The organism is Noviherbaspirillum pedocola, assembly GCF_016632335.1.
GTDB lineage: Bacteria > Pseudomonadota > Gammaproteobacteria > Burkholderiales > Burkholderiaceae_D > Noviherbaspirillum_A > Noviherbaspirillum_A pedocola.
The window spans coordinates 692,958-712,767 of sequence record NZ_JAEPBG010000002.1; the positions used below are offsets into that span (position 1 = coordinate 692,958).

Genomic DNA, 19,810 nt, shown 5'->3' on the forward strand with positions numbered 1-19,810 from the left:
AACCAGCGGGAGCAGAACATGTCCGGGGTCGCCTTGCGCAGCGCATCGTCTTTGGCGCTTGCCGCCCTTCATCAGCCAATTTCTCATGCCGTCTGGCGTGCCGACCAGATGGGCGCCTGCGAAGCGCCCGTTACGGCGACCGGCCATGCGCAGCTGGATGCGGAATTGCCAAATGGCGGCTGGCCGGCATCGACGCTGATCGAATTGCTGTTGCAGCAGCCCGGCATAGGCGAAATGCGCTTGCTGCAGCCGGCACTGGCGGCGATTGCCAAAACACGCCGCGTGGTGCTGGTGCAGCCACCGCATGCGCCGCAGATCGCCGCTTGGTCCGCCTGGGGTTTGCCGCACGAACAATTGCTCTGGCTGAAAACGCCGCATACCGCGGACGCCTTGTGGAGCGCTGAACAAATCCTGCGCAACGGCAGCTGCGGCGCCTTGCTGTTCTGGCAGAGCGAGGTGCGCGCCGAGGCGCTGCGTCGGCTGCACCTGGCGGCGCAGGCCTCCAGCACCGTGTTCTGGATGCTGCGCCCGCTTTCCGCCGCTGCCCAGCCTTCGCCAGCGCCCCTGCGTCTGGTGCTGCGGCCGGATGCGGGAGGCATCGCCATCGACATCATCAAGCGCCGCGGACCGCTGGCGGCGCAACCGCTGCATCTGCCGCTCGATTCCGCGCGTTCAGGCGCATCCCATCCTCAAGCCTTCGCCCGTCATGCGTCTCTGGATCGCCGTGCTCCTGCCGCTGCTGCCGCTTGAAAGCCTGCGGCCGCGCTGGCTCGATCCCGGGGCGCATGCGGTGATCGAGCATAACGAAGTGCTGACGCTGTCGGCTGAAGCGGCACTGCTCGGCGTCAAACCGCGTATGCGCCGCGCCGGCGTGGCCGCGATCGCGCCCGACACCCGCCTGCACGAGCGCGACCGCCAGGCCGAACGCGATGCCTTGCAGGGCGTGGCGCTGTGCCTGCTGCAATACACGCCCGAGGTGGCGCTGGCCGGCGAGGCCGGGCTGGTATTGGATGTGAGCGCCAGCCTTGCCGCATTCGGTGGTCGGCTGGCCTTGTGCCGGCGCGTGCGCGGCAGTGTTCTGGAAATGGGTTACAGCCTGCGGCTCGGCATGGCGACCAGCGCCCAGGCCGCCAGCCTGTTTGCGTTGAACCCGCTGTCCGGTCCGCGGCGCAGCCTGCGCCCGGAAAGCATGCGCCGGCGCCTCGATGCCTTGCCGGCGCTGCTGCTGCCGGCCGCCTGGCCGCATCGGGACTGGCTGGACGGCATCGGTTGCCGCACGCTGGCCGACCTGCGCCGCCTGCCGCGCGCCGGCATCAAGCGCCGCGCCGATGTGCTGCTGCTGGACCAGCTCGATCGCGCCTATGGCGAAGCGCCCGAACTGCATGACTGGGTGCAGGCGCCGCCACAGTTCGATGTCCGCCTGGAATTGCCGGAACGGATTGAACACGCGGAAGCGGTGCTGTTCGCCGCGCGGCGGCTGCTGATGCAGTTGATCGGCTGGCTGGTCGCGCGCCATCTCGCGGTGTCGCGCCTGACATTGTGGATGGAACATGAGCGCGGCCGCCAAGCCGTCGCGCCGACCGCGCTTGACATCACGCTGGCCGAGCCGGCCTGGCGCGAAGACCATTTGCTGCGGCTGCTGAAGGAAAGGCTGGGACGGCTGGAATTGCGCGCGCCGGTGATCGCCTTGCGCCTCGAAGCGCAGCGGCTGGAAGCGCTGGCGCCGCCGAGCGCTTCGCTGTTTCCGGAGCCGGGCGGCACGGTAGCCGACTATCACCGCCTGCTGGAATTGCTGAGCGCACGACTGGGCATGGACAACGTGCTGACACCGGCATTGCATGCCGACCATCGACCGGAAATTCGCAACCGCTGGATGCCGGCCGGCCTGCGCGGCAAGCGCAGTCCAGCCTTGCCGCCACCGATCGCCGAACGGCCATTCTGGCTGCTCGAGACGCCGCTGCCCTTGCTGCTGCGCGATGGCCGGCCTTTCTACGGCTCGCCGCTGCAGCTGTTGGCCGGGCCCGAGCGCATCGAAACCGGCTGGTGGGATGCCGACTGCGCGCTGCGCGACTATTACATCGCTCGTGGTGCCGATCATGCCTGCTACTGGATCTTCCGCGAACGCGCCGCCAGTGAAGAGCGCTGGTTCCTGCATGGCTTGTTCGCCTGATGGACGCGCTCGACGATGCCGCCGCGCCGGCCTACGCGGAACTGCAATGCCAGTCCAATTTCAGCTTTCTGCGCGGCGCTTCGCATCCGGAAGAGCTGGTCGCGCGCGCCGCAGCGCTGGGCTATGCGGCCTTAGCAATCACGGATGAATGTTCGCTGGCCGGCGTGGTACGCGCGCATGTGGAAGCAAAACGGCAAGGCCTGCATCTGATCATCGGCAGCCAGTTTCGACTGCCGGACTTCACGCTGATCGCGCTGGCGCTGAACCGCAACGGCTACGGCAACCTGGCTGAGCTGATCAGCCTGGCGCGACGGCGCGCGGAGAAGGGCGCCTATCTGCTGCGCCTGGAAGACTTCACGGCCCCCGAGCCGGGTTTCGAGCATCTGCGCTGCCTGCCCGATTGCCTGATGCTGCTTGCACCACATCAGCATGCCGATGCCAATGTCGATGCACTCTCGCGCCCGGCGCAATGGCTGCGCGAGGTCTTTACCGATCGTGCGGCAATCGCTTTGACCCTACTGCATCGTGGCCGCGATGCGGAACAGTGCGCGCGGGTAGCGGCAGCCGCAGCGGCGCATGGCCTGCCGGTCGTGGCCACCGGCGATGTGCTGATGCATCTGCGTTCGCGCAAGCCGCTGCAGGATTTGCTGACCTCGATCCGCATCGGCCGTGCGCTACCCGAATGCGGCGATGCGCTGGAGCCGAACGCCGAACAGCATCTACGCTCCCGCGAACGCCTGGTGCGGCTCTATCCGCCTGACATGCTGGCAGCCACGGTGGAGTTTGCGCGGCGCTGCCGCTTTTCGCTGGACGAGCTGCGCTATGAATACCCGGACGAGTTGGTCCCGCCCGGCATGAGCGCGGCCGAATACCTGCGCCGCGAAACCTGGATCGGCGCGCACTGGCGCTTCCCGGCCGGCATACCGCCGGCGGTGCAGGCGCAGATCGAGCATGAGCTGGCGCTGATCGCCGAGATGGCTTACGAGCCGTACTTCCTCACCGTCTACGACATCGTGCGCTTCGCGCGCGGCCGCCACATCCTGTGCCAGGGACGCGGTTCGGCGGCCAATTCCGCGGTCTGCTATTGCCTGGGCATCACCGAAGTCGACCCGGCGCGCGCCAGCCTGCTGTTCGAGCGCTTCATCTCGAAGGAACGCAACGAGCCGCCGGACATCGATGTCGATTTCGAGCACCAGCGGCGCGAGGAAGTGATCCAGTACATCTATGAAAAGTACGGCCGCCAGCGTGCCGCGCTGACCGGCGTGGTGATCAGCTACCGGCTGCGCAGCGCGCTGCGCGATGCCGGCCGCGCGCTCGGCATCGATCTCGACCTGGTCGATGCGGTGGCCCGCGCACACAGCCGCTGGGAAGGCGCCGATGCGCTGGCGCGCGGTTTCGCCGAAGCCGGCCTGGATCCGGAAACGCCGCTGGCGCAGCAGTGGCGGCAGATGGCCTGGCTGCTGCTCGGTTTTCCGCGCCATCTGTCGCAGCATCCGGGCGGCTTCGTGATCGCGCGCGGCCTGCTGTCGCGGCTGGTGCCGATCGAGAACGCGGCGATGGAAAACCGCAGCGTGGTGCAGTGGGACAAGGACGACCTCGATGCGCTCGGTCTCTTGAAGGTCGACATCCTCGGCCTGGGCATGCTGTCGGTGATCCGGCGCGCGCTGGACTTTGTCGCGCAGCGTCGCGGCGAGCCCTTCGAGCTCCAGGACATTCCGGCCGAGGATCCAGAAACCTATCGCATGATCAGCCGCGCCGACACCATCGGCGTATTCCAGATCGAAAGCCGGGCGCAGATGACCATGCTGCCGCGCCTGCAGCCGCGCACCTTCTACGACCTGGTGATCGAGGTCGCGCTGATCCGCCCGGGACCGATACAGGGCGGCATGATCCATCCGTACCTGCGCCGGCGCCAGGGACTGGAGGCTATCGATTATCCGAGTCCGGCGATGCGTCAGGCGCTGGAGCGCACGCTGGGCGTGCCGATCTTCCAGGAGCAGGTGATGCAGATCGCGATGCTGGCTGCCGGCTTCACCGCCGGCGAAGCCGATCAATTGCGCCGCGCGATGGCCGCCTGGCGCCGCCGCGGCGGACTGGAGCGTTTCGAAGGCAAGCTCATCGACGGCATGCTGGCGCGCGGCTACAGCCGGGAATTCGCTGACTCGATCTACCGCCAGATCCAGGGCTTCGCCGAATACGGCTTCCCGGAAAGCCATGCCGCCAGTTTCGCCTTGCTTGCCTATGCCAGTTCCTGGCTGAAATGCCATGAGCCGGCAGCGTTTCTGGCGGCGCTCCTGAACAGCCAGCCGATGGGCTTTTATTCGCCGTCGCAACTGGTGCAGGACGGCCGTCGCCACGGCCTGGAAGTGCGGCCGGTGGATGTGAGCGTCAGCAGCTGGGAAGCGGCGCTGGAAGAGGGCGCAAGCGCGCAGCCGGCGGTGCGTCTGGGCCTGAACCTGGTGCGCGGCATGGCGCGGGAAGCAGCATGGCGCATCGAGGAGGCGCGCGCGATCCGTCCGTTTGCCGATGTGCGCGACCTGGCGCTGCGGGCGCGCTTGGACAAGAGCGATTTGGGCGCGCTGGCCGCGGCGAATGCGCTCGCGCCGCTGGCCGGCAACCGGCGCACCGCCTTGTGGCAGGCCGCCGCCGGCTTGCCGGACCGCGACCTGCTGCGTGGCGCGGCACCGGATGAAGCTGCGCCGGCCATCGTCGCGCCTTCAGAAGGGCAGGACATCGTCGCCGATTACCGCAGCCTCGGCCTGACGCTGGGTCGGCATCCGCTGGCGCTGCTGCGGCCGCGGCTGGCAGCCAGGCGCTTTCTCGCCGCCACCGCGCTTGCGGCCTGCGGCCATGGCCAGCCTGCGCGCGGCTGCGGCATCGTCACAATGCGCCAGCGGCCGGAAACCGCGAAGGGCACGATGTTCGTCACGCTCGAGGATGAAACCGGGCTGGTGAACGTGATCGTGTGGCCGGGGCTGATCGAACGGCAGCGGCGCGAGCTGCTCGGCGCGGCGCTGCTGGGGGTGTACGGCGTCTGGCAGCGCGAAAACGGTGTATCGCACCTGGTGGCCAAGCGGGTGGTGGACTTGTCGAACTGGCTCGGCGGCCTGGCGACGTCGAGCCGGGATTTTCGTTGACGGGAGAATGGCAACACGAAGCCAGGGCCCGGGCTCCTGCGTAGATTGGGCCGCCAGGCCCGACATGAGCGCGGCATGCAGGCGTTTGATGGCGGGCCTGGCAGCCCAGCCCACCAGAACAAAAAACACACGCGCCCGCACAGCAGTCTTCCGTCATGCCACCGGCGGTTTTCATACCTGTCGCGCAAATGACACCAGCGTACCGCCAGCGCACAAAACTTTCCTCTCATTAATTTCCATGCGGAAAGTAAGTGTATAATCTGACCGAAATTCGTTACACGCTTTGCTCTTTCGTGAAGGGATGTCATTGCTAAACCTTTGGGAAAGACCGCCGTAAACCGTGTGAGGCGGCACGCGCAATGCATCGCGGCCGGGACATGAATATCGCGTTTTTGCCGATGAAACGCATGAAGGACGAGACCAAGGAAGCCACGCAATATGAATGACATCACCGAAGACCTGGAAGCCCTGTTTGACGAGGTATCTGCGCAGCACGCGGCCAGCCCGGCCCCGGCAAACGTCGTGCAGGCAGCCGCCGCCGAACCTGCCGATGCGGCGCATGACAGCGGTGCGGCGCTGGCATCCGAACAGGCATCCGGCAAGCCGCCGATGTATGACCGTCTCGGCCACATCGTGCGCCAGTTGCATGATTCGCTGCGCGAACTCGGCTACGACCGCAGCCTGTCCGATATCGCCACCGAAGTCACCGACGCCGCCGGCCGGCTGGAATACATTGCCACGCTGACCGAGCAGGCGGCCAACAAGGTGCTCAATTCGATCGACGAAGCCATGCCGGTGCAGGACGAGGTGATCAGCGTGTCCAGCGATCTCGAGTCGCGCTGGAGCGATCTGTTCGAGGGCAAGCTCGGCGTCGAGGAATTCAAGACGCTGGCCCGGGATTCACGCCAGTTCATCGGGCAGGCACGGGAAACCGGCGAAGCCGAAAAGGCGCGGCTGATGACGATCATGATGGCCCAGGACTTCCAGGACATCACCGGACAGATCATCAAGAAGGTCGTCACCATCACCCAGAAGCTCGAACGCGAACTGGCCCAGCTGCTCATCGACAATGCGCCGCAGTCCAACAAGGAAAAGGTGGTCGATCTGCTGGCCGGTCCCGATGTCCCGACTTCGGCGCTGGCGCAGACCGATGTGGACGACCTTCTCGCCGACCTGGGATTCTGATCGATGGATGACATGCTCAAGGATTTCGTCGTCGAGGCGCTGGAACTGGCTGTCGACGTCGAAGAGCGCTTGCTGCAGCTGGAGCGCCGACCGGACGATCCGGACACCCTGAACGCGGTGTTCCGGTCCTTTCACACCATCAAGGGCGGCGCCGGTTTCATGAACCTGCAGGCCATGGTGTCGGCCTGCCACCTGACCGAGAACCTGTTCGATGCGCTGCGCACCGGCAAGGCCGCGGTGACGCCGCTGGCCATCGAAGCCGCGCTGCAGGCATCCGGCTTCGTTGCCGACCTGCTCAACGAACTGCATGCCGGCGCCGCGCCGGAAAGCCTGCCGAGCATGCCCGACGCGCTCGAACGCATCCTGACCGATGCGATCGAGGGCCGCGCGCAGACTGCCGCCGTTGCCGCTCCTGTCGCTGCCGTGGCCGCCGTCGCGGACGAAGCTGCCACGCAGGCAATCGCGCCGCAGGAGGGCGACGATCCGGTGGACTGGATTGCGCTGTACCGAGCGGTGGTGCCGGAACATCTGCATGCGGCACTGGCCAAGCCGGCCGAGGCCGCGCCTGCCACCGCTGTTACACCTGCGGCTCCTACGATCCCTGCTGCGCCCGCAGCCCATGCCGCGCCGGCAGCGCATGCCGCGCATGCCGCGCCGGCTGCCGGCGGCGCCGGCTGGGATGGCGTCGAGCGCCGCGGCGCTCCCGAGGACAGCATTCGCGTGGACGCCGTCAAGCTCGATGCGCTGCTCGAAGTCGCGGGCGAATCGGTGCAGGCCGCAAACCAGGCCAGCGTATTGCTGGAAAAACTGCAGCAATTCAAGTTCGACGGTGCGGCCGCAACGCTGATGTCGACCCTGGCCGAAACCCTGGGCCGGGCCTCGCGCTATGCCGGCGAACTGCAGCGCGCCACGCTGGCCACGCGCATGCAGCCGGTCGGGCGCCTGTTCCAGAAATTCCCGCGCCTGGTGCGCGAGCTGGCCAGGGACCTCGGCAAGGACGTAGACCTGGTCATCGAAGGCGCGGAAACCGAGGTCGACCGGGTGGTGGTGGACAGCCTCTACGATCCACTGGTGCACATGCTGCGCAATTCGCTGGACCACGGCATTGAAAACCAGGCCGATCGCGCCGCCGCCGGCAAGCCGCCGCGCGCGCGCATTCTGCTCAAGGCCTGGCAGGAAGCCAACAGCGTCATGATCGTGATTGCCGACGATGGCCGCGGCATGGACCCGGAGCGCCTGCGCGCCAAGGCGATCGCCAATGGCCTGATCGATCCGAACGCATCGCTCACGTCGACCGAAGCCTATCAACTGGTGTTCCTGCCAGGCTTTTCGACCAAGGAAGTCGCCAACAGCGTCTCGGGACGCGGCGTCGGCATGGACGTGGTGAAAACCGCAGTGGAAAAGCATCGCGGCGCCATCAGCATCGATTCCACGCTGGGCAGCGGCACCCGCTTCTCGATCCGGCTGCCGATCGAATTGTCGATCGTGCCGACAATGCTGGTTACCGCCTCCGGCGCGGCGCTGGGCCTGCCGCTGGCGGTGGTCGAGCGCGTCGTGGAATTGCCGGCCGAGTTCATGCATGTTGGCGGCGCGCCGGTGCTGCGCGACCAGGGCCAGACGCTGCCGGTGCGCTCGCTGGCCGGTTCGCTCGGCTATGAAACCTGTGAAGAGCGGGTCGGCATCGTCATCGCCGCGCCGAGTCCGTATGTGCTGGCTGTCGCTTCGGTGGATGGCACCGCCGATCTGGTGATCAAGCCGCTGACCGCACTGACGGTTCCCGGCATTACCGGTACCGCGCGTTCCGCTGAAGGCGAACTGGTGCTGGTGGCTGGTCTGGCCTTCCTGCTGGCCGGCGCGCAGTCCTGAACGAAAGAGGCGCCCGTGCCTACTTCCACTACATCGGTCTGCACACCGCACATGCTGCTCGATGCCGTCAATGGCGACCGGGAAATCTTCCGGTCACTGGCGGCGCTGCTGGTGCGCGAAACCCATCTGCGCTTCGATGCCATCGCCGCGGCCACAACGGCCGGCGATGCGCGCTCGATGGGTTTTGCCGCGCATACCCTGAAGGGTTCGGTGGCCAACGTCGGCGCAGACAGCATGGTGGCGCTCTTGCGTGCTATTGAGCAGGCGGGGCTGCGTGAAGGGCGTGTTTGCGAAGCCGAACAACTGGAATCGCTGCGCCTCGGGTTGCGAACCATACGCGGCGAAGTCCATGCTTTTCTAGCGCACCCTTAAGACTGTTCGAGCACACGTTGGCTGCGCTCGATGAGCCAGACCGATACCGACACCTCTCTTTTTCGAACGTGCAATGCGTTCGCAACGAAGGCGGCACATGCCGTTTTTCCGTTGAATCTCTTTGCCCCACGCATCGCCGCAAGTTTGATTGCTGACTTTCCCGTTAACGGAATGCTGTCGAGTTCCTGCGCCTGAAGGTCGAACCTTTCGAGTGATCCTGTTCCCCAAACAACCGTGGAGCTTGATGGGGCCGCTTGGGCGGGCTCTCAAGTCATTACTGACGGGGGAAACATGAGTGGCGAAGAATTTTTGGCGATCCTGACGCAAATGGCGCATGGCAATGCAAGCATAAGCCAACAACGCGCCGTCACACTGGAATTCGACGGCCGTTTCAATATCACCATGGAGCTGCCGGAGTCCTCAGAAAAAGCATATTTCCATGCACCGATTTTGTTCGTGCCCAAGGAAAATCGGGCCTCCATATTCGCCCGTGCATTGCAAGCGCAAATGTTTTTTCTTGCCACAGAAGGAAATGCTTTCGGCTACGACATGAAACGCGATTCCCTCCTTCTGTTTCGGGTTCTGGAGCTGCCAAACTTGTCTTCGGAATCCTTGCTTGAGACGATCGAATCTTTCGTGAATCAAGTCGAGCAATGGACGCATTATTTTTCCAGCTTTAACGCGAATGCCGATCAGGATTGGATCTAAACTATTTGTTTGCAGGAGTATATTAAAATGACTTTTCCTTCTTCTCCAACGATTTTGGATCTTGCTGGGCACGGTATTAAAGTCTGGTTCTGGGGTTCCGTAAAAGATTCCAAAGTCTTGAAAAGCATTATGGAAAGAATTTCCGGCGTAGAGGTCGTGGATAAAAATTTCGACGAAGCCTTGCGCGACAGTCTCAATTTTGCGACGCATTTTCTCCGCGAGAAAAAGGCTTTAAGTGACCGCAGTATTAATGTCTTGGACAAGACCATTAAATTTCTCATGGCGGATAAAGAAGAGATCACAAATGGAATCGAAGGTGTAGGTTTGAGCATCTTCGGTGATCTATTCATGATGAGCCCGCACGTTCAAGCAGCGGTAGAAGCGGGTGCCGAATCTATTGCGGGAAAAACAAGTGCTATAAGAAGAGCCATGGAACACGAGGTGAAAAATCCTGGCGATCCAGATCAATTCAAAAAGATATTATCAACATACAATTTTTACTATCCTAATGGATTGAAGGAATTTGAAAAACGGGTGCTGAAGCACGATGGATGGACTCATGCCGAGCGCCATGTTCTTTCAAAAATTTTCGACATTCTTCGAAAAGAAGTGATGGCGGAAACATACATACAGAGTCAGAAAAAAAACGAAAAGATCAAGGAGGAAGACTCCAAGAAATGGGAAGCCCGAATGGGCGTACTCAACGAGGTGCTAACCAAAGAAAATCCCGACATTGAAAAGCACCTGACTGCTGCTCTGCCGCTATACCAGCGCGCTGCCATAAAAGCCGTCCAAGCCATCCCCAGTGTCGTCAATACGATAAAGAACGGTGTCGACGCCCTACAGCGGGGGGCCAACGCCATCAAATCCGCTGGCTCGAGCCTCGACAGCAACTCGATAGTCAATGCGGTCTCGCAGCTGAGCATGCAGGCGGTTAAGAGCATTGCTGCTAGCAATGACGCCGCTGCGCCAGCGCTCGTAGGATACCCGGCGACTAATGGCATAGTGCTTGCCGAGCGCGTACAGATCGTCGCAGACGCCTTACCTGAATATTCTCCGCTTGGAAATCGCACGGAAGTCGTAATGGAGCACAGCCAGCTGACTGGTGCCACGCAAGCCGCCAATATACATAACCATGCGCATGCGGAATCAAGAGAACTCGAAGAGCGCATGGTAGAAGCATGCAACAGCGCGCTCTCGGAGGTAGGCCAGACATTGCGGCCGTTATACTTCGTCGGGGAGGATTTGCTATCAGCCGCCTTCCTGGAGCAGCAGGAAGGAATGCTCATCAATTTTCCGAATACATCCGGCGAAGCGCAAAGCTACTACGATTCCGCCTGGAATATGGGCAAGGCGGGATGGAACTACGGCATGAGCTGGCTCGGCTATCAGGAAAGCCCGGCAGAGCAGCAGTTGCGGCAGCGCGTGCAAGGGCTCGATCACGCCTGCCGCGGCAACAAGGAATTGATGCAGGAAGCATCGCATTATCTCGACCAGGCGTTTGCCGAAGCTTGCCTGCTCGAGCCCTTGAGCGATCTGCGTGTCGATGGCGAGAAAAACCTGTTGCGCTTTCCGACCGGCTCGAACGAGTGCTTGCTGCGCACGCATCCGAACGGCCCACGCTATACCTATACCATCGAGCGCAAGGGCGATGATGCGACGGCACTGACCATCGAAGCTTCGTGGGAAATCCAGGAATACGGCGAGTCTGCAACGAACCTGAAACCGCAAGGCACGAGTTCCAGCGCCCTGCGCACCAGCGTTCAACTGATTCTGCGTGCAGCGGATGACGGCGCCGGGATCGAGACATCGATCCACCCGCTCGGTCTCAGCGCAAGCATCGATAACCGCATCGTATACGGCACCAACGCATCCGCTTAGCGCTTGCATCCCCGAACCGGTTCCCCATCCCCGAGCCGGTTCGTTTCAAAACTCCGCCTCCAGCTCAATGATCTGCTCGGGCTCCAAGAGGGCCGCGGCAATCCACTCCCGCACCGATTCCAGCGCCATCATGCGGCGACAATAGGCCGCGCAGCTTTCATCGAGCGCGACGCCGTAAGTCAGAAAGCGCGTGACTACCGGCGCGAACATCGCATCCGCCATGCAGACCCGCTCGCCGAACAGATACGGGCCACCATAAGCTTCCAGGCATTCATGCCAGATCGTCGTGATGCGATCGATGTCGGCCTGCGCGCGCGCCCAGATGCGGAAGTTGTCGTATTTCGCCTTGAGGTTCATCGGCAACGCCGAGCGCAGCGCGGTGAAGCCCGAATGCATTTCACCGCAGATCGCCCGGCAATGCGCGCGCTGCGCCCGGTCGGTCGGCAGGAGTCCGGCTGCCGGTCGGATCTCATGCAGGTATTCAGCAATGGCCAGCGTGTCCCAGACGCGGATGCCTTCGTGCGTCAGGCACGGCACCAGGATCGATGGCGCCAACAACAGAATTTCCGCGCGCGTTGCCGGATCGTCCGGCGGAATCATGATTTCCTCGAATTCGATCCCGGCGAGCTTAACCAGCAGCCAGCCGCGCATCGACCAGGATGAATAGTTCTTGCTGCTGATGGTGAGCGTGGTCTTGTCCATGTCCGCCTTCGGCCTCCTCTCGCTTGGAATGCCCGGAAACCAAGCAAGCGCCGCGCCAGAAAGAGAGCGCATGGCCCGCTCCTTGCATGGATGCATGTCCATTGCGCTATACGTCCACGGAGAGTGCATGCGATACGACATCTACCAGGCGCATTCCGATCTGATGGCCAGGATGCGGGTCTTCACCGATGCCGCAGCGGCGACGCTGTCGCATCCCTGGCTGATCGACATGCCGGCGGCGCGGCGCATCGTGGCTGGATGCTCGGTATTCGCCAGTGCCCAGGTGCGGCATCAACGCCCCGAATTCGGGATACGCGCCGTCGTGGTGCGCGACAGCGTGCCGGAACGCGAGGTCGCGGTGCATGAGGAAGCCGCGCAGGTCACGCCGTTCTGTACGCTGCTGCGCTTCAGAAAAGAAGGCGTCGAAGGCCAGCCGCGGGTGCTGCTGGCCGCGCCGCTGTCGGGCCACTTCGCCACGCTGCTGCGCGAGACGGTGCGCACCATGCTGCCCGAACACGATGTCTACATCACCGATTGGCACAATGCGCGCGACGTGCCGATCGCGGCCGGCCGCTTTGGCCTGGAGGAATACACCGCCACCCTGATCGACTTCCTGCAAGTGCTCGGCGAAGGCGCGCACCTGATGGCGGTATGCCAGCCCTGCGTGTCGGCGCTCGCGGCGGTGGCGATCATGGCCGAGGACGCAAACCCGGCGCAGCCGCGCAGCCTGACCCTGATGGCAGGGCCGATCGACACCCGCATCAATCCAACCGAGGTCAATCGCCTGGCCACGAGCCGACCCTATGGCTGGTTCGAAGGCAACCTGATCAGCACCGTGCCCTATCCGCATCGCGGCGCCGGCCGGCGCGTCTATCCCGGCTTCATGCAATTGGCCGCCTTCATGAACATGAACCTGTCACGGCACATGGAAGCCTTTCGCGGCATGTACCGCGACCTGGCGCGCGGCGACTTCGCCAAGGCCGCGGTGACCCGCGCCTTCTACGAGGAATATTTTTCGGTGCTGGACCTGCCAGCCGAGTTTTATCTCGACACGATTCGCGACGTGTTCCAGGAACATCTGCTGCCGCGCGGCGAACTGCGCTGGCGCTCTCGCCGTGTCGATCCCGCGCGGATACGACGCACTGCGCTGCTGACAGTGGAAGGCGAGCGCGACGACATCTGCGCGCAGGGACAGACCATGGCGGCGCAGGACTTGTGCAGCGGCATCGCGCCCTGGCGCAAGACGCATCACCTGCAAACCGGCGTCGGCCATTACGGCGTCTTCAGCGGCAGGCTGTGGCAGCAGCAGACGTATCCGCTGGTCAGGGAAATGATTTACGGCAGCAATTAAGCCGCATACAGATTGATGGATTTTCACGGAGGCGAACATGCATACCTCGGAACGAATCTGGCATGAGGATAGGGATTGCACCGTGTTCATGCTGCGCATACGCGGCAGCACGCATCGCTGCGCGGTATCGCATGAAGCGCTGTATCTGCTGGCGCAGACGCTGGATCCGCGCCTGGATCGTGTCGACGCCTATATCGCATTGAAGCGCCGGGTTGGCCTGGCCGCGCGTGATTGCCTGGAACGCGGCGCCGGCATGCTGCCGCCGGTGCTTGAGGCGCGGCATCTGCAATCGGCGGCATGAAATCGCTCTCTACCGTTGTCAGCGCAAAGTCTGTGCGCGAAGAATCGGAGAAGATGCGCGTTGCCGCCCTCGGGCACGCTCTCGGCACAGTGTGCGGCAGCGTACTGACCCCGACTGTTGCCCGGCTTACTGTAGCGTCATGCCGCATCGGACGCAGGGTAGGATTCGGGCGGCATGTCTCCGACAACACAATGACACAGGAGTGAAAACATCATGGATCTCACATCGGACCGCGCCACCAGGGAAATCAAATCGCTGATTTCCGATGCCCAGGACATGTTCAATTCGGCCACTTCGGCTTCTGCGGACAAGGCTTCCGCGCTGCGCTCCGAAGGCATGCGCATGCTGGAGAATGCGCTATCTGCCGCGCGCGACATGCAATCTTCGGCGATGGAAACCGGCAAGGAGCTGGCCAGCACCGCGGATGACTATGTCCGTGAAAATCCGTGGACCACGGTCGCCATCTCGGCCGGCGTTGCGCTGCTGCTCGGTGCAGTGATCGCGCCAATGCTCACGAAAAAGTGATGCGGAAGTGAGGTAGCAATGCGCGCGCCCGTTCAGGGCCGCGCGCATCGAGCAGGGCAAGGGGAAGGAAGGGCGACGGGGCCAATACGCCGCGCCGCCCGCCAGGCCCCTTACAGCACCTTGCCCAGGAAGGACAGCGACATGCCGTGCGCCACGGCCGCGGCCTTCTGGTTGTACGACGGGCGCTGCCAGCAATTGAAGCCATGGTCCACGTCCGGATAGGTTTCGATCACCGCATTCTTCGCATTTGCGAATGCTGCCTTCACCGCCTCGACCGCGCTGGCCGGAATGAAATGATCCTTCTCGGCGAAATGCATCAGGATCGGGCAGCTGATCTTGCCGGCCTGGTCCAGATGGTTGTGGATGCCGCCGCCGTAGTAGCACACCGCCGCATCGACACCGGCATTCGCCGCGCACAGATAGGACAGCAAACCGCCCATGCAATAGCCGACCGAGGCGACGCCGCCCCTGGTTTCCGGCAGCGAACGCAGCTTGTTCACCGCCACGGTCAGGTCCTGCACCGCCTGCGGGAAGTCCAGATGCTTCATGTAGTTGAAGGCCTGGGACGAACCGGCTTCGTCGTAACCCAGATTGACGCCCGGCTGCAGCCGCCAGAACACGTCCGGCGCCAGCACCACGTAGCCATCCATCGCGTACTGATCGGCGACGGCCTGAATATGGTCGTTGACGCCCCAGATTTCCTGGATCAGCACGATGCCAGGACCGGTTCCGGTCGGCGGCAGCGACAAATATCCGCGGAAATTATTGCCATTATCGGTATCGATATCGATCCAGCGTGAATTCATGGTGATTCCTCAGGTCTATGGTCTACGGATGGGTAAGGAGGCATGTCGGCCGGCCCGTGGGCATCGGCCGAAGCGCGCCATTGTAATGCGGATAACAATGGCGCGCTTTGCGTACGCTTGAGTCCGTCTGGCGCGATTTATCCCATCCGATTCATCCACCAACCAAGGAGCCGACAATGGCAGAAAAGCACGAAACCCCGCTGCAGCAGCTGCGGGACAAGATCAGCGATGTACGCTTTGGCATGCTGACCACGCAGGACCCGGACGGCAAGCTGTCGAGCCGGCCGATGACCAGCCAGCAGCTGGATGATGCCGGGCAGATCTGGTTCTTCACCTCCGACAACACCGATTTCGTGCGGCATCTGTCCGAGCATCCGGCGATCAACGTCAGTTTTTCCGATCCCGATGACAGCCTGTATGTGTCGATCGCCGGCCATGCCGAAGTCGTGCATGACCGCGCCAAGACCGATGAGTTGTGGAGCCCGATGGTCGCGGCCTGGTTCGACGGCGGCAAGGACGACCCGCATCTGGCGCTGATCCGGGTGAAGATCGACTCGGCCGAATACTGGGATACGCATTCGAGCAAGATGACGCAGCTGTATGCGCTGGCCAAGTCGGCGTTGACCGGTAAGGCGCCGCGCGATCTCGGCGAGCACAAGAAGATCGATTTGTAATCCGGGGCCGATCTGGCACGCAGCCGGTGGCGGCTGCGCGACGGTATCGGGTACCATAGCCGCCTTTTCCGTTCCGCAAGAGTTACGTCATGGTGAAGGTTTATTCCATCGACGGCATCACGCCGGTCGTGCATCCCACCGCGTTCGTGCATCCGAGCGCGGTGCTGATCGGCGACGTGATTGTCGGTCCGCGCTGCTATGTCGGTCCCGCTGCCTGTTTGCGTGGTGACTTCGGTCGCATCGTGCTGGAGGAGGGCGTCAATGTGCAGGATGCCTGCGTGATGCACAGCTACACCGACCGCGACGCAGTGATTGAGGCCTGGGGCCACATCGGCCATGGCGCAATCCTGCATGGCTGCCATGTCGGCCGCAATGCAATGGTCGGCATGAACGCGGTGGTGATGGATGGCGTGGTGATCGGCGAGCACTCGCTGGTAGCGGCGATGAGCTTCGTGCGCGCCGGCATGCAGGTGCCGCCGAAGAGCATGGTGGTCGGCGCGCCGGCGCGCATCCTGCGTGTGCTCAGTGAAGAAGAACTGGCGCACAAGCATGCCGACACCGCCGACTACATCGCGCTGGCGCAGCGCTCGCTGGAAACCATGCGCGAAGTCGAAGCGCTGACCGAGCCGGAGCCGAATCGGCGGCGCATGGCCGGACCCGGACTGGCCGGCCCGCCGACGCTTCCGGATGCCGGCGGGGAAGCGCCGAAGGCCTGAACGAATCGGCAATCGCCGAGTCCATAGCGCCATGAGCGATGCCACTTCAACGAGGAGGAATCATGGCGGATCTGATCGCTGTGGCCTACAGCGACACCCACAAGGCCGAGGAAGTGCTTTCCACGCTGCGCCGCCTGCAGGGCGAATACCTGGTGGATCTGGAGGATGCCGCGTATGTGACCCGCGACCGCGATGGCCGGGTGCGGCTGACCCAGGCGGTCAACATTCCGCTTTTGGGCGCGGTATCGGGCATTGCCTGGGGCGGGCTGATTGGCTTGCTGTTTCTTAATCCGCTGCTGGGCGCGGCGATCGGCGCCGGCACTGGCGCTTTGACCGGTGCGGTTTCGGACTACGGCATCAATGATGACTTCATGCGCGGCCTGGGCGAAAAGCTGCAGCCGGGCGGGTCGGCGATCTTCATCCTGGCGCGCCGCTTCACCCCGGACAAATTCGCCGCCGAACTGGCCCGCTTTGGCGGTACCGTGCTGCAGACTTCGTTGACACGCGATACTGAAGCGAAGCTGCAGCAGGCGTTGTCGGGTACTGCTGGTGACAGCGCGGGCGGTACTGTTGCCGGCGTCGATGGCGGCACGCCGTTTCCGCGCGCTGGCTCGGCCGACCATGCGCCGGCCACGCCGGGATCGTCCGGCACCGGCATCGGACCCGGAGTGCCGACGTGAGGCGGTTGCGCCAGATGCGTTGGGCTGACGAAGGAAGCCCAACGGGAGTCGGCACGGGATCGGGCGTCACGTTAGGCTTGTCAGCCAGCCCTTTCAAAGTGACGTGAAATTGTCTTTCAGGCCATCGGTAGTCCGAAATAAGGGTGCAGTTGCAGTGCCTTTGCCTTTGCCTTTGTCGTTGCTGTTGCTGTTGCTGTTGCCGTTGCTGTTGCTGTTGCCGTTGCCGTTGCCGTTGCTTTTAACCCCCGTTGATTGCGCCGTGACGGCGATGCCCGGAGCGGGAAAAGGTGCGGCGTCTGTCTGAGCGAAGCGCAGCGTAGCGAGTTTAGCCGCGCCCCGCTCCGGGCGTCGCCGGCACGGGAACCCCGCGCAGCGGGGCGCAATCTCCGGGGGCGCCTTTTCTTGCCTACTTCTTTTGGCGGCAAAAGAAGTAGGCCGGCTGCCGGGCCGGGACCCGGCTAGGTCGAGGAGTGGATAGACGTATTGCATCACTGGAGTGATGTCGTTGAAGGGGCAGGTTCTTGCCTTGGTCGTCGCTTGATCAGGGCTGGATTGAAAGGCCCGCCCGATCGAAGTTTCTAGGCCCGATGACCCAATAAAGCCTTCGCGCTTGGCGAACTAGCCGGGTCACTTCTTTTGCTCGCCAAAAGAAGTAACCAAGAAAAGGCGACCCGGAGATCGCGCCCCGCTGCGCGGGGTTCCCGTGTCGCCGGGCCCTGAAGCGGGGCGCGGCTAAACTCGCTACGCTGCGCTTCGCTCAGACAGACGCCGCACCTTATCCGCTCCGGACATCGCCGTCACGGCGCAATCAACGGGGTTAAAGGCAACTGCAACGGCAACAGCAACGGCAACTGCAACGGCAACAGCAACGGCAACTGCAACGGCAGGCCTGAACTTCCCGCACCTTGGCCGTAGCGTTGCACCCCTGCAGCGTAGTGCTGTTACCACCAATGCAGCAGTTACCGCGCGCGGACTTTGAAAGGGCTGGCTAGTCAGCCCACCCTACGCGACCCATCAACCCAGCCGTACCGGCAGGAAGATGCGTTGATCGCCACGCTGCACCAGCACCGCCAACTGCTTGTTATCCCGGCTGACCTGCTTCTGCAGATCGGCCACGCTGGCGACGTTGTTGCCGTTCACCGAGACGATGATGTCGCCCGGCTGGATGCCAGCGCGCGCCGCGGCGCCGCCCGCATCTTCAACCAGCACGCCGCCGGCGAGCTTGGCTTCCTGGCGCTCCTCGGGCGTCAGCGGCCGCACCGCGACGCCGAGCTTGCCGCCCTGCGCGGCGGATGCCTGCGCATTGGCATCGCCCTTGTCCTGCGCCGCCGCCAGTGTCGCGTTCAGCGTTTCCTTGCGACCATCGCGCCAGACGCCGAGCTTGGCCACATCGCCCGGCTTGGCCATGCCGACCAGTGCCGGCAGATCGCCTGAGCGGTTGATCGGATTGCCGTTGTACGACTGGATCACATCGCCCGGCTTCAGGCCGGCCTTCGCCGCCGGGCTGTCCGGTTCGACGCTGGCCACCAGCGCGCCGTCGGGCTGATCGAGCTTGAAGGAATTGGCCAGGGTCTGGTTCAGCTCCTGCACCGCCACGCCGAGGCGCGCATGGTCCACATGGCCGGTGGAGACGATCTGGTCCTTCACCTGCAGCGCCACGTCGATCGGAATGGCGAACGACAGGCCCTGGTAGCCGCCGGTCTGACTGTAGATCTGCGAGTTGATGCCGACCACCGCGCCATTCGCATCAAACAGCGGGCCACCGGAATTGCCCGGATTGACCGCGACGTCGGTCTGGATGAAGGGCACATAGCCATCACCCGGCAGCGAGCGGCCCTTGGCGCTGACGATGCCGGAAGTCGCGCTCTGCTCAAAGCCGAAGGGCGAGCCGATCGCCAGCACATAGTCGCCCACCGAGAGTGCCTTCGGGTTGCCCAGCGCCACGACCGGCAGGTCATGCGCATCGATCTTCAGCACTGCCACGTCGGTCTTCGGATCGCTGCCGAGCACCTTGGCCTTGTATTCACGGCGGTCGGTGAGCTTGACCATCACTTCCTGGGCGTCGCGCACCACGTGCGCATTGGTCAGGATGATGCCATCGCTGCCGACGATGAAGCCTGAGCCTTCGCCGCGCACCGGCACGCGCTGCGGCATCTGCCGGGAAAAGCCGGGCATGCCGCGGAAGAACTGGAAGAAGGGATCGTTTTCGGCGCCGGGCGGCATTTCCTGGCCGGCGGTCTTCATCATGCCTTCGGTATTGATATTGACCACGGCCGCACCGTAACGCTTGACGATGGCGGCATAGTTCGGCGCGGTGGTCGGCGCGATTGCTGCGGCCGGCGTAGCGGTTGCTGTCGGTTGGGTGGCCGCTGCGCCCTGCGGGGCGGCTGCGGCTTGCGCGGCGGCGGGACGGGAGAACCAGTCGGACGGATGCCAGCCCATGGCGCTGGCCGAACCGGTGGCGAGAACGCCGGCGGCGATCAGGGCGGCGACAATTTTCGAGCTTTTCATCGGGATTCCTTTCCTAGCTTGAGGGGTTAGCTGTTTAGCTGCGTCCATCGTAGGAGCCGAGAATTAAGCCAGACTTAACGGCCGGGACAGATTTATGGGAGCTATAGTCGGAAGTGGTGTACGAGGTGAAGTCTGAAGGCGGGCGGAAGGCGGTGAAGGTTTTTGTTGGAGAATTTGATTGTCGAAGTCAAAGCCACCAACAGAGGAAACCCCCACCATGCAGAA

General features: G+C 63.4%; 19 protein-coding genes. 15 read left to right on the plus strand and 4 right to left on the minus strand.

Annotation, left to right across the window (positions count from 1 at the left end; genetic code table 11):
* Positions 1-18 precede the first annotated feature (18 nt).
* From imuA to JJB74_RS08325, 9 genes are all read left to right on the plus strand, one after another.
* Positions 19-750, plus strand: coding sequence for a translesion DNA synthesis-associated protein ImuA (gene imuA, locus JJB74_RS08285; protein WP_200591330.1), 732 nt, complete (start codon positions 19-21; stop codon positions 748-750).
* A complete protein-coding gene (locus JJB74_RS08290; protein WP_200591331.1) occupies positions 707-2,170 on the plus strand; it encodes a Y-family DNA polymerase in 1,464 nt (487 codons plus the stop codon). The genes imuA and JJB74_RS08290 overlap by 44 nt, the downstream gene beginning before the upstream one ends.
* Entirely contained in the window at positions 2,170-5,307 is a 3,138-nt protein-coding gene (locus JJB74_RS08295) for an error-prone DNA polymerase (protein WP_200591332.1), read from the plus strand. Before JJB74_RS08290 ends, JJB74_RS08295 begins: the two co-directional genes overlap by 1 nt.
* A gap of 438 nt (positions 5,308-5,745) precedes the next feature.
* Positions 5,746-6,492 carry a protein phosphatase CheZ gene (locus JJB74_RS08300; RefSeq protein ID WP_200591333.1) on the plus strand — a complete coding sequence of 249 codons (747 nt, stop codon included), beginning with the start codon at positions 5,746-5,748 and terminating at the stop codon, positions 6,490-6,492.
* Between the two features lie 3 nt (positions 6,493-6,495).
* Complete coding sequence (locus JJB74_RS08305; RefSeq protein ID WP_200591334.1) at positions 6,496-8,358, plus strand: chemotaxis protein CheA; 1,863 nt, start codon at positions 6,496-6,498, stop codon at positions 8,356-8,358.
* 15 nt (positions 8,359-8,373) lie between these two features.
* Positions 8,374-8,730 carry an Hpt domain-containing protein gene (locus JJB74_RS08310; protein ID WP_200591335.1) on the plus strand — a complete coding sequence of 119 codons (357 nt, stop codon included), beginning with the start codon at positions 8,374-8,376 and terminating at the stop codon, positions 8,728-8,730.
* Positions 8,731-8,760: 30 nt separating this feature from the next.
* On the plus strand, positions 8,761-8,925 hold the full coding sequence (locus JJB74_RS08315; protein WP_200591336.1) for a hypothetical protein: 165 nt from the start codon (positions 8,761-8,763) through the stop codon (positions 8,923-8,925).
* 96 nt (positions 8,926-9,021) lie between these two features.
* Positions 9,022-9,438 (plus strand): type III secretion system chaperone, encoded by a 417-nt coding sequence (locus tag JJB74_RS08320; RefSeq protein ID WP_200591337.1) that lies wholly within the window; start codon positions 9,022-9,024, stop codon positions 9,436-9,438.
* A gap of 27 nt (positions 9,439-9,465) precedes the next feature.
* Positions 9,466-11,319 carry a hypothetical protein gene (locus tag JJB74_RS08325; protein WP_200591338.1) on the plus strand — a complete coding sequence of 618 codons (1,854 nt, stop codon included), beginning with the start codon at positions 9,466-9,468 and terminating at the stop codon, positions 11,317-11,319.
* Between the two features lie 45 nt (positions 11,320-11,364).
* On the opposite strand, the gene JJB74_RS08330 is transcribed toward JJB74_RS08325, so the two are convergent.
* Positions 11,365-12,021 (minus strand): glutathione S-transferase family protein, encoded by a 657-nt coding sequence (locus JJB74_RS08330; RefSeq protein ID WP_200591404.1) that lies wholly within the window; start codon positions 12,019-12,021, stop codon positions 11,365-11,367.
* Between the two features lie 127 nt (positions 12,022-12,148).
* On the opposite strand from JJB74_RS08330, the gene JJB74_RS08335 reads away from it, so the two are divergent.
* The 3 genes from JJB74_RS08335 to JJB74_RS08345 all read left to right on the plus strand — a co-directional run bounded on the left by JJB74_RS08335 (position 12,149) and on the right by JJB74_RS08345 (position 14,198).
* Positions 12,149-13,372 (plus strand): polyhydroxyalkanoate depolymerase, encoded by a 1,224-nt coding sequence (locus tag JJB74_RS08335; RefSeq protein ID WP_200591339.1) that lies wholly within the window; start codon positions 12,149-12,151, stop codon positions 13,370-13,372.
* 37 nt (positions 13,373-13,409) lie between these two features.
* On the plus strand, positions 13,410-13,673 hold the full coding sequence (locus tag JJB74_RS08340) for a hypothetical protein (RefSeq protein WP_200591340.1): 264 nt from the start codon (positions 13,410-13,412) through the stop codon (positions 13,671-13,673).
* 213 nt (positions 13,674-13,886) lie between these two features.
* Positions 13,887-14,198 carry a DUF883 family protein gene (locus JJB74_RS08345; protein WP_200591341.1) on the plus strand — a complete coding sequence of 104 codons (312 nt, stop codon included), beginning with the start codon at positions 13,887-13,889 and terminating at the stop codon, positions 14,196-14,198.
* A gap of 110 nt (positions 14,199-14,308) precedes the next feature.
* Here the strand turns inward: JJB74_RS08345 and JJB74_RS08350 are convergent, their stop codons facing one another.
* Entirely contained in the window at positions 14,309-15,004 is a 696-nt protein-coding gene (locus tag JJB74_RS08350) for a dienelactone hydrolase family protein (protein WP_200591342.1), read from the minus strand.
* A 176-nt stretch (positions 15,005-15,180) separates the two neighbouring features.
* On the opposite strand from JJB74_RS08350, the gene JJB74_RS08355 reads away from it, so the two are divergent.
* The 3 genes from JJB74_RS08355 (at position 15,181) to JJB74_RS08365 (ending at position 17,074) form a co-directional block, all read left to right on the plus strand.
* Positions 15,181-15,678, plus strand: coding sequence for a pyridoxamine 5'-phosphate oxidase family protein (locus tag JJB74_RS08355; RefSeq protein WP_200591343.1), 498 nt, complete (start codon positions 15,181-15,183; stop codon positions 15,676-15,678).
* Positions 15,679-15,767: 89 nt separating this feature from the next.
* Positions 15,768-16,394, plus strand: a complete 627-nt coding sequence (locus JJB74_RS08360; protein WP_200591344.1) for a phenylacetic acid degradation protein PaaY — start codon at positions 15,768-15,770, stop codon at positions 16,392-16,394.
* 62 nt (positions 16,395-16,456) lie between these two features.
* Positions 16,457-17,074, plus strand: a complete 618-nt coding sequence (locus JJB74_RS08365; protein WP_200591345.1) for a DUF1269 domain-containing protein — start codon at positions 16,457-16,459, stop codon at positions 17,072-17,074.
* Positions 17,075-17,167: 93 nt separating this feature from the next.
* Here the strand turns inward: JJB74_RS08365 and JJB74_RS08370 are convergent, their stop codons facing one another.
* Both JJB74_RS08370 and JJB74_RS08375 read right to left on the minus strand, forming a co-directional pair.
* Positions 17,168-17,563: a hypothetical protein gene (locus JJB74_RS08370; RefSeq protein ID WP_200591346.1), complete on the minus strand. Its 396-nt coding sequence runs from the start codon at positions 17,561-17,563 to the stop codon at positions 17,168-17,170.
* Between the two features lie 525 nt (positions 17,564-18,088).
* Positions 18,089-19,585 (minus strand): DegQ family serine endoprotease, encoded by a 1,497-nt coding sequence (locus tag JJB74_RS08375; protein ID WP_200591347.1) that lies wholly within the window; start codon positions 19,583-19,585, stop codon positions 18,089-18,091.
* Positions 19,586-19,810 lie beyond the last annotated feature (225 nt).

Excerpts from the sequence above, each read along its gene's own strand:
- JJB74_RS08305 (WP_200591334.1), top strand. The coding sequence starts at position 6,496 with ATGGATGACATGCTCAAGGATTTCGTCGTCGAGGCGCTGGAACTGGCT.
- JJB74_RS08355 (WP_200591343.1), top strand. The coding sequence starts at position 15,181 with ATGGCAGAAAAGCACGAAACCCCGCTGCAGCAGCTGCGGGACAAGATC.
- imuA (WP_200591330.1), top strand. The coding sequence starts at position 19 with ATGTCCGGGGTCGCCTTGCGCAGCGCATCGTCTTTGGCGCTTGCCGCC.
- JJB74_RS08335 (WP_200591339.1), top strand. The coding sequence starts at position 12,149 with ATGCGATACGACATCTACCAGGCGCATTCCGATCTGATGGCCAGGATG.
- JJB74_RS08290 (WP_200591331.1), top strand. The coding sequence starts at position 707 with ATGCGTCTCTGGATCGCCGTGCTCCTGCCGCTGCTGCCGCTTGAAAGC.
- JJB74_RS08340 (WP_200591340.1), top strand. The coding sequence starts at position 13,410 with ATGCATACCTCGGAACGAATCTGGCATGAGGATAGGGATTGCACCGTG.
- JJB74_RS08330 (WP_200591404.1), bottom strand. The coding sequence starts at position 12,021 with ATGGACAAGACCACGCTCACCATCAGCAGCAAGAACTATTCATCCTGG.
- JJB74_RS08360 (WP_200591344.1), top strand. The coding sequence starts at position 15,768 with ATGGTGAAGGTTTATTCCATCGACGGCATCACGCCGGTCGTGCATCCC.
- JJB74_RS08350 (WP_200591342.1), bottom strand. The coding sequence starts at position 15,004 with ATGAATTCACGCTGGATCGATATCGATACCGATAATGGCAATAATTTC.
- JJB74_RS08320 (WP_200591337.1), top strand. The coding sequence starts at position 9,022 with ATGAGTGGCGAAGAATTTTTGGCGATCCTGACGCAAATGGCGCATGGC.
- JJB74_RS08295 (WP_200591332.1), top strand. The coding sequence starts at position 2,170 with ATGGACGCGCTCGACGATGCCGCCGCGCCGGCCTACGCGGAACTGCAA.
- JJB74_RS08325 (WP_200591338.1), top strand. The coding sequence starts at position 9,466 with ATGACTTTTCCTTCTTCTCCAACGATTTTGGATCTTGCTGGGCACGGT.
- JJB74_RS08300 (WP_200591333.1), top strand. The coding sequence starts at position 5,746 with ATGAATGACATCACCGAAGACCTGGAAGCCCTGTTTGACGAGGTATCT.
- JJB74_RS08345 (WP_200591341.1), top strand. The coding sequence starts at position 13,887 with ATGGATCTCACATCGGACCGCGCCACCAGGGAAATCAAATCGCTGATT.
- JJB74_RS08365 (WP_200591345.1), top strand. The coding sequence starts at position 16,457 with ATGGCGGATCTGATCGCTGTGGCCTACAGCGACACCCACAAGGCCGAG.
- JJB74_RS08315 (WP_200591336.1), top strand. The coding sequence starts at position 8,761 with ATGAGCCAGACCGATACCGACACCTCTCTTTTTCGAACGTGCAATGCG.
- JJB74_RS08370 (WP_200591346.1), bottom strand. The coding sequence starts at position 17,563 with ATGCAATACGTCTATCCACTCCTCGACCTAGCCGGGTCCCGGCCCGGC.
- JJB74_RS08375 (WP_200591347.1), bottom strand. The coding sequence starts at position 19,585 with ATGAAAAGCTCGAAAATTGTCGCCGCCCTGATCGCCGCCGGCGTTCTC.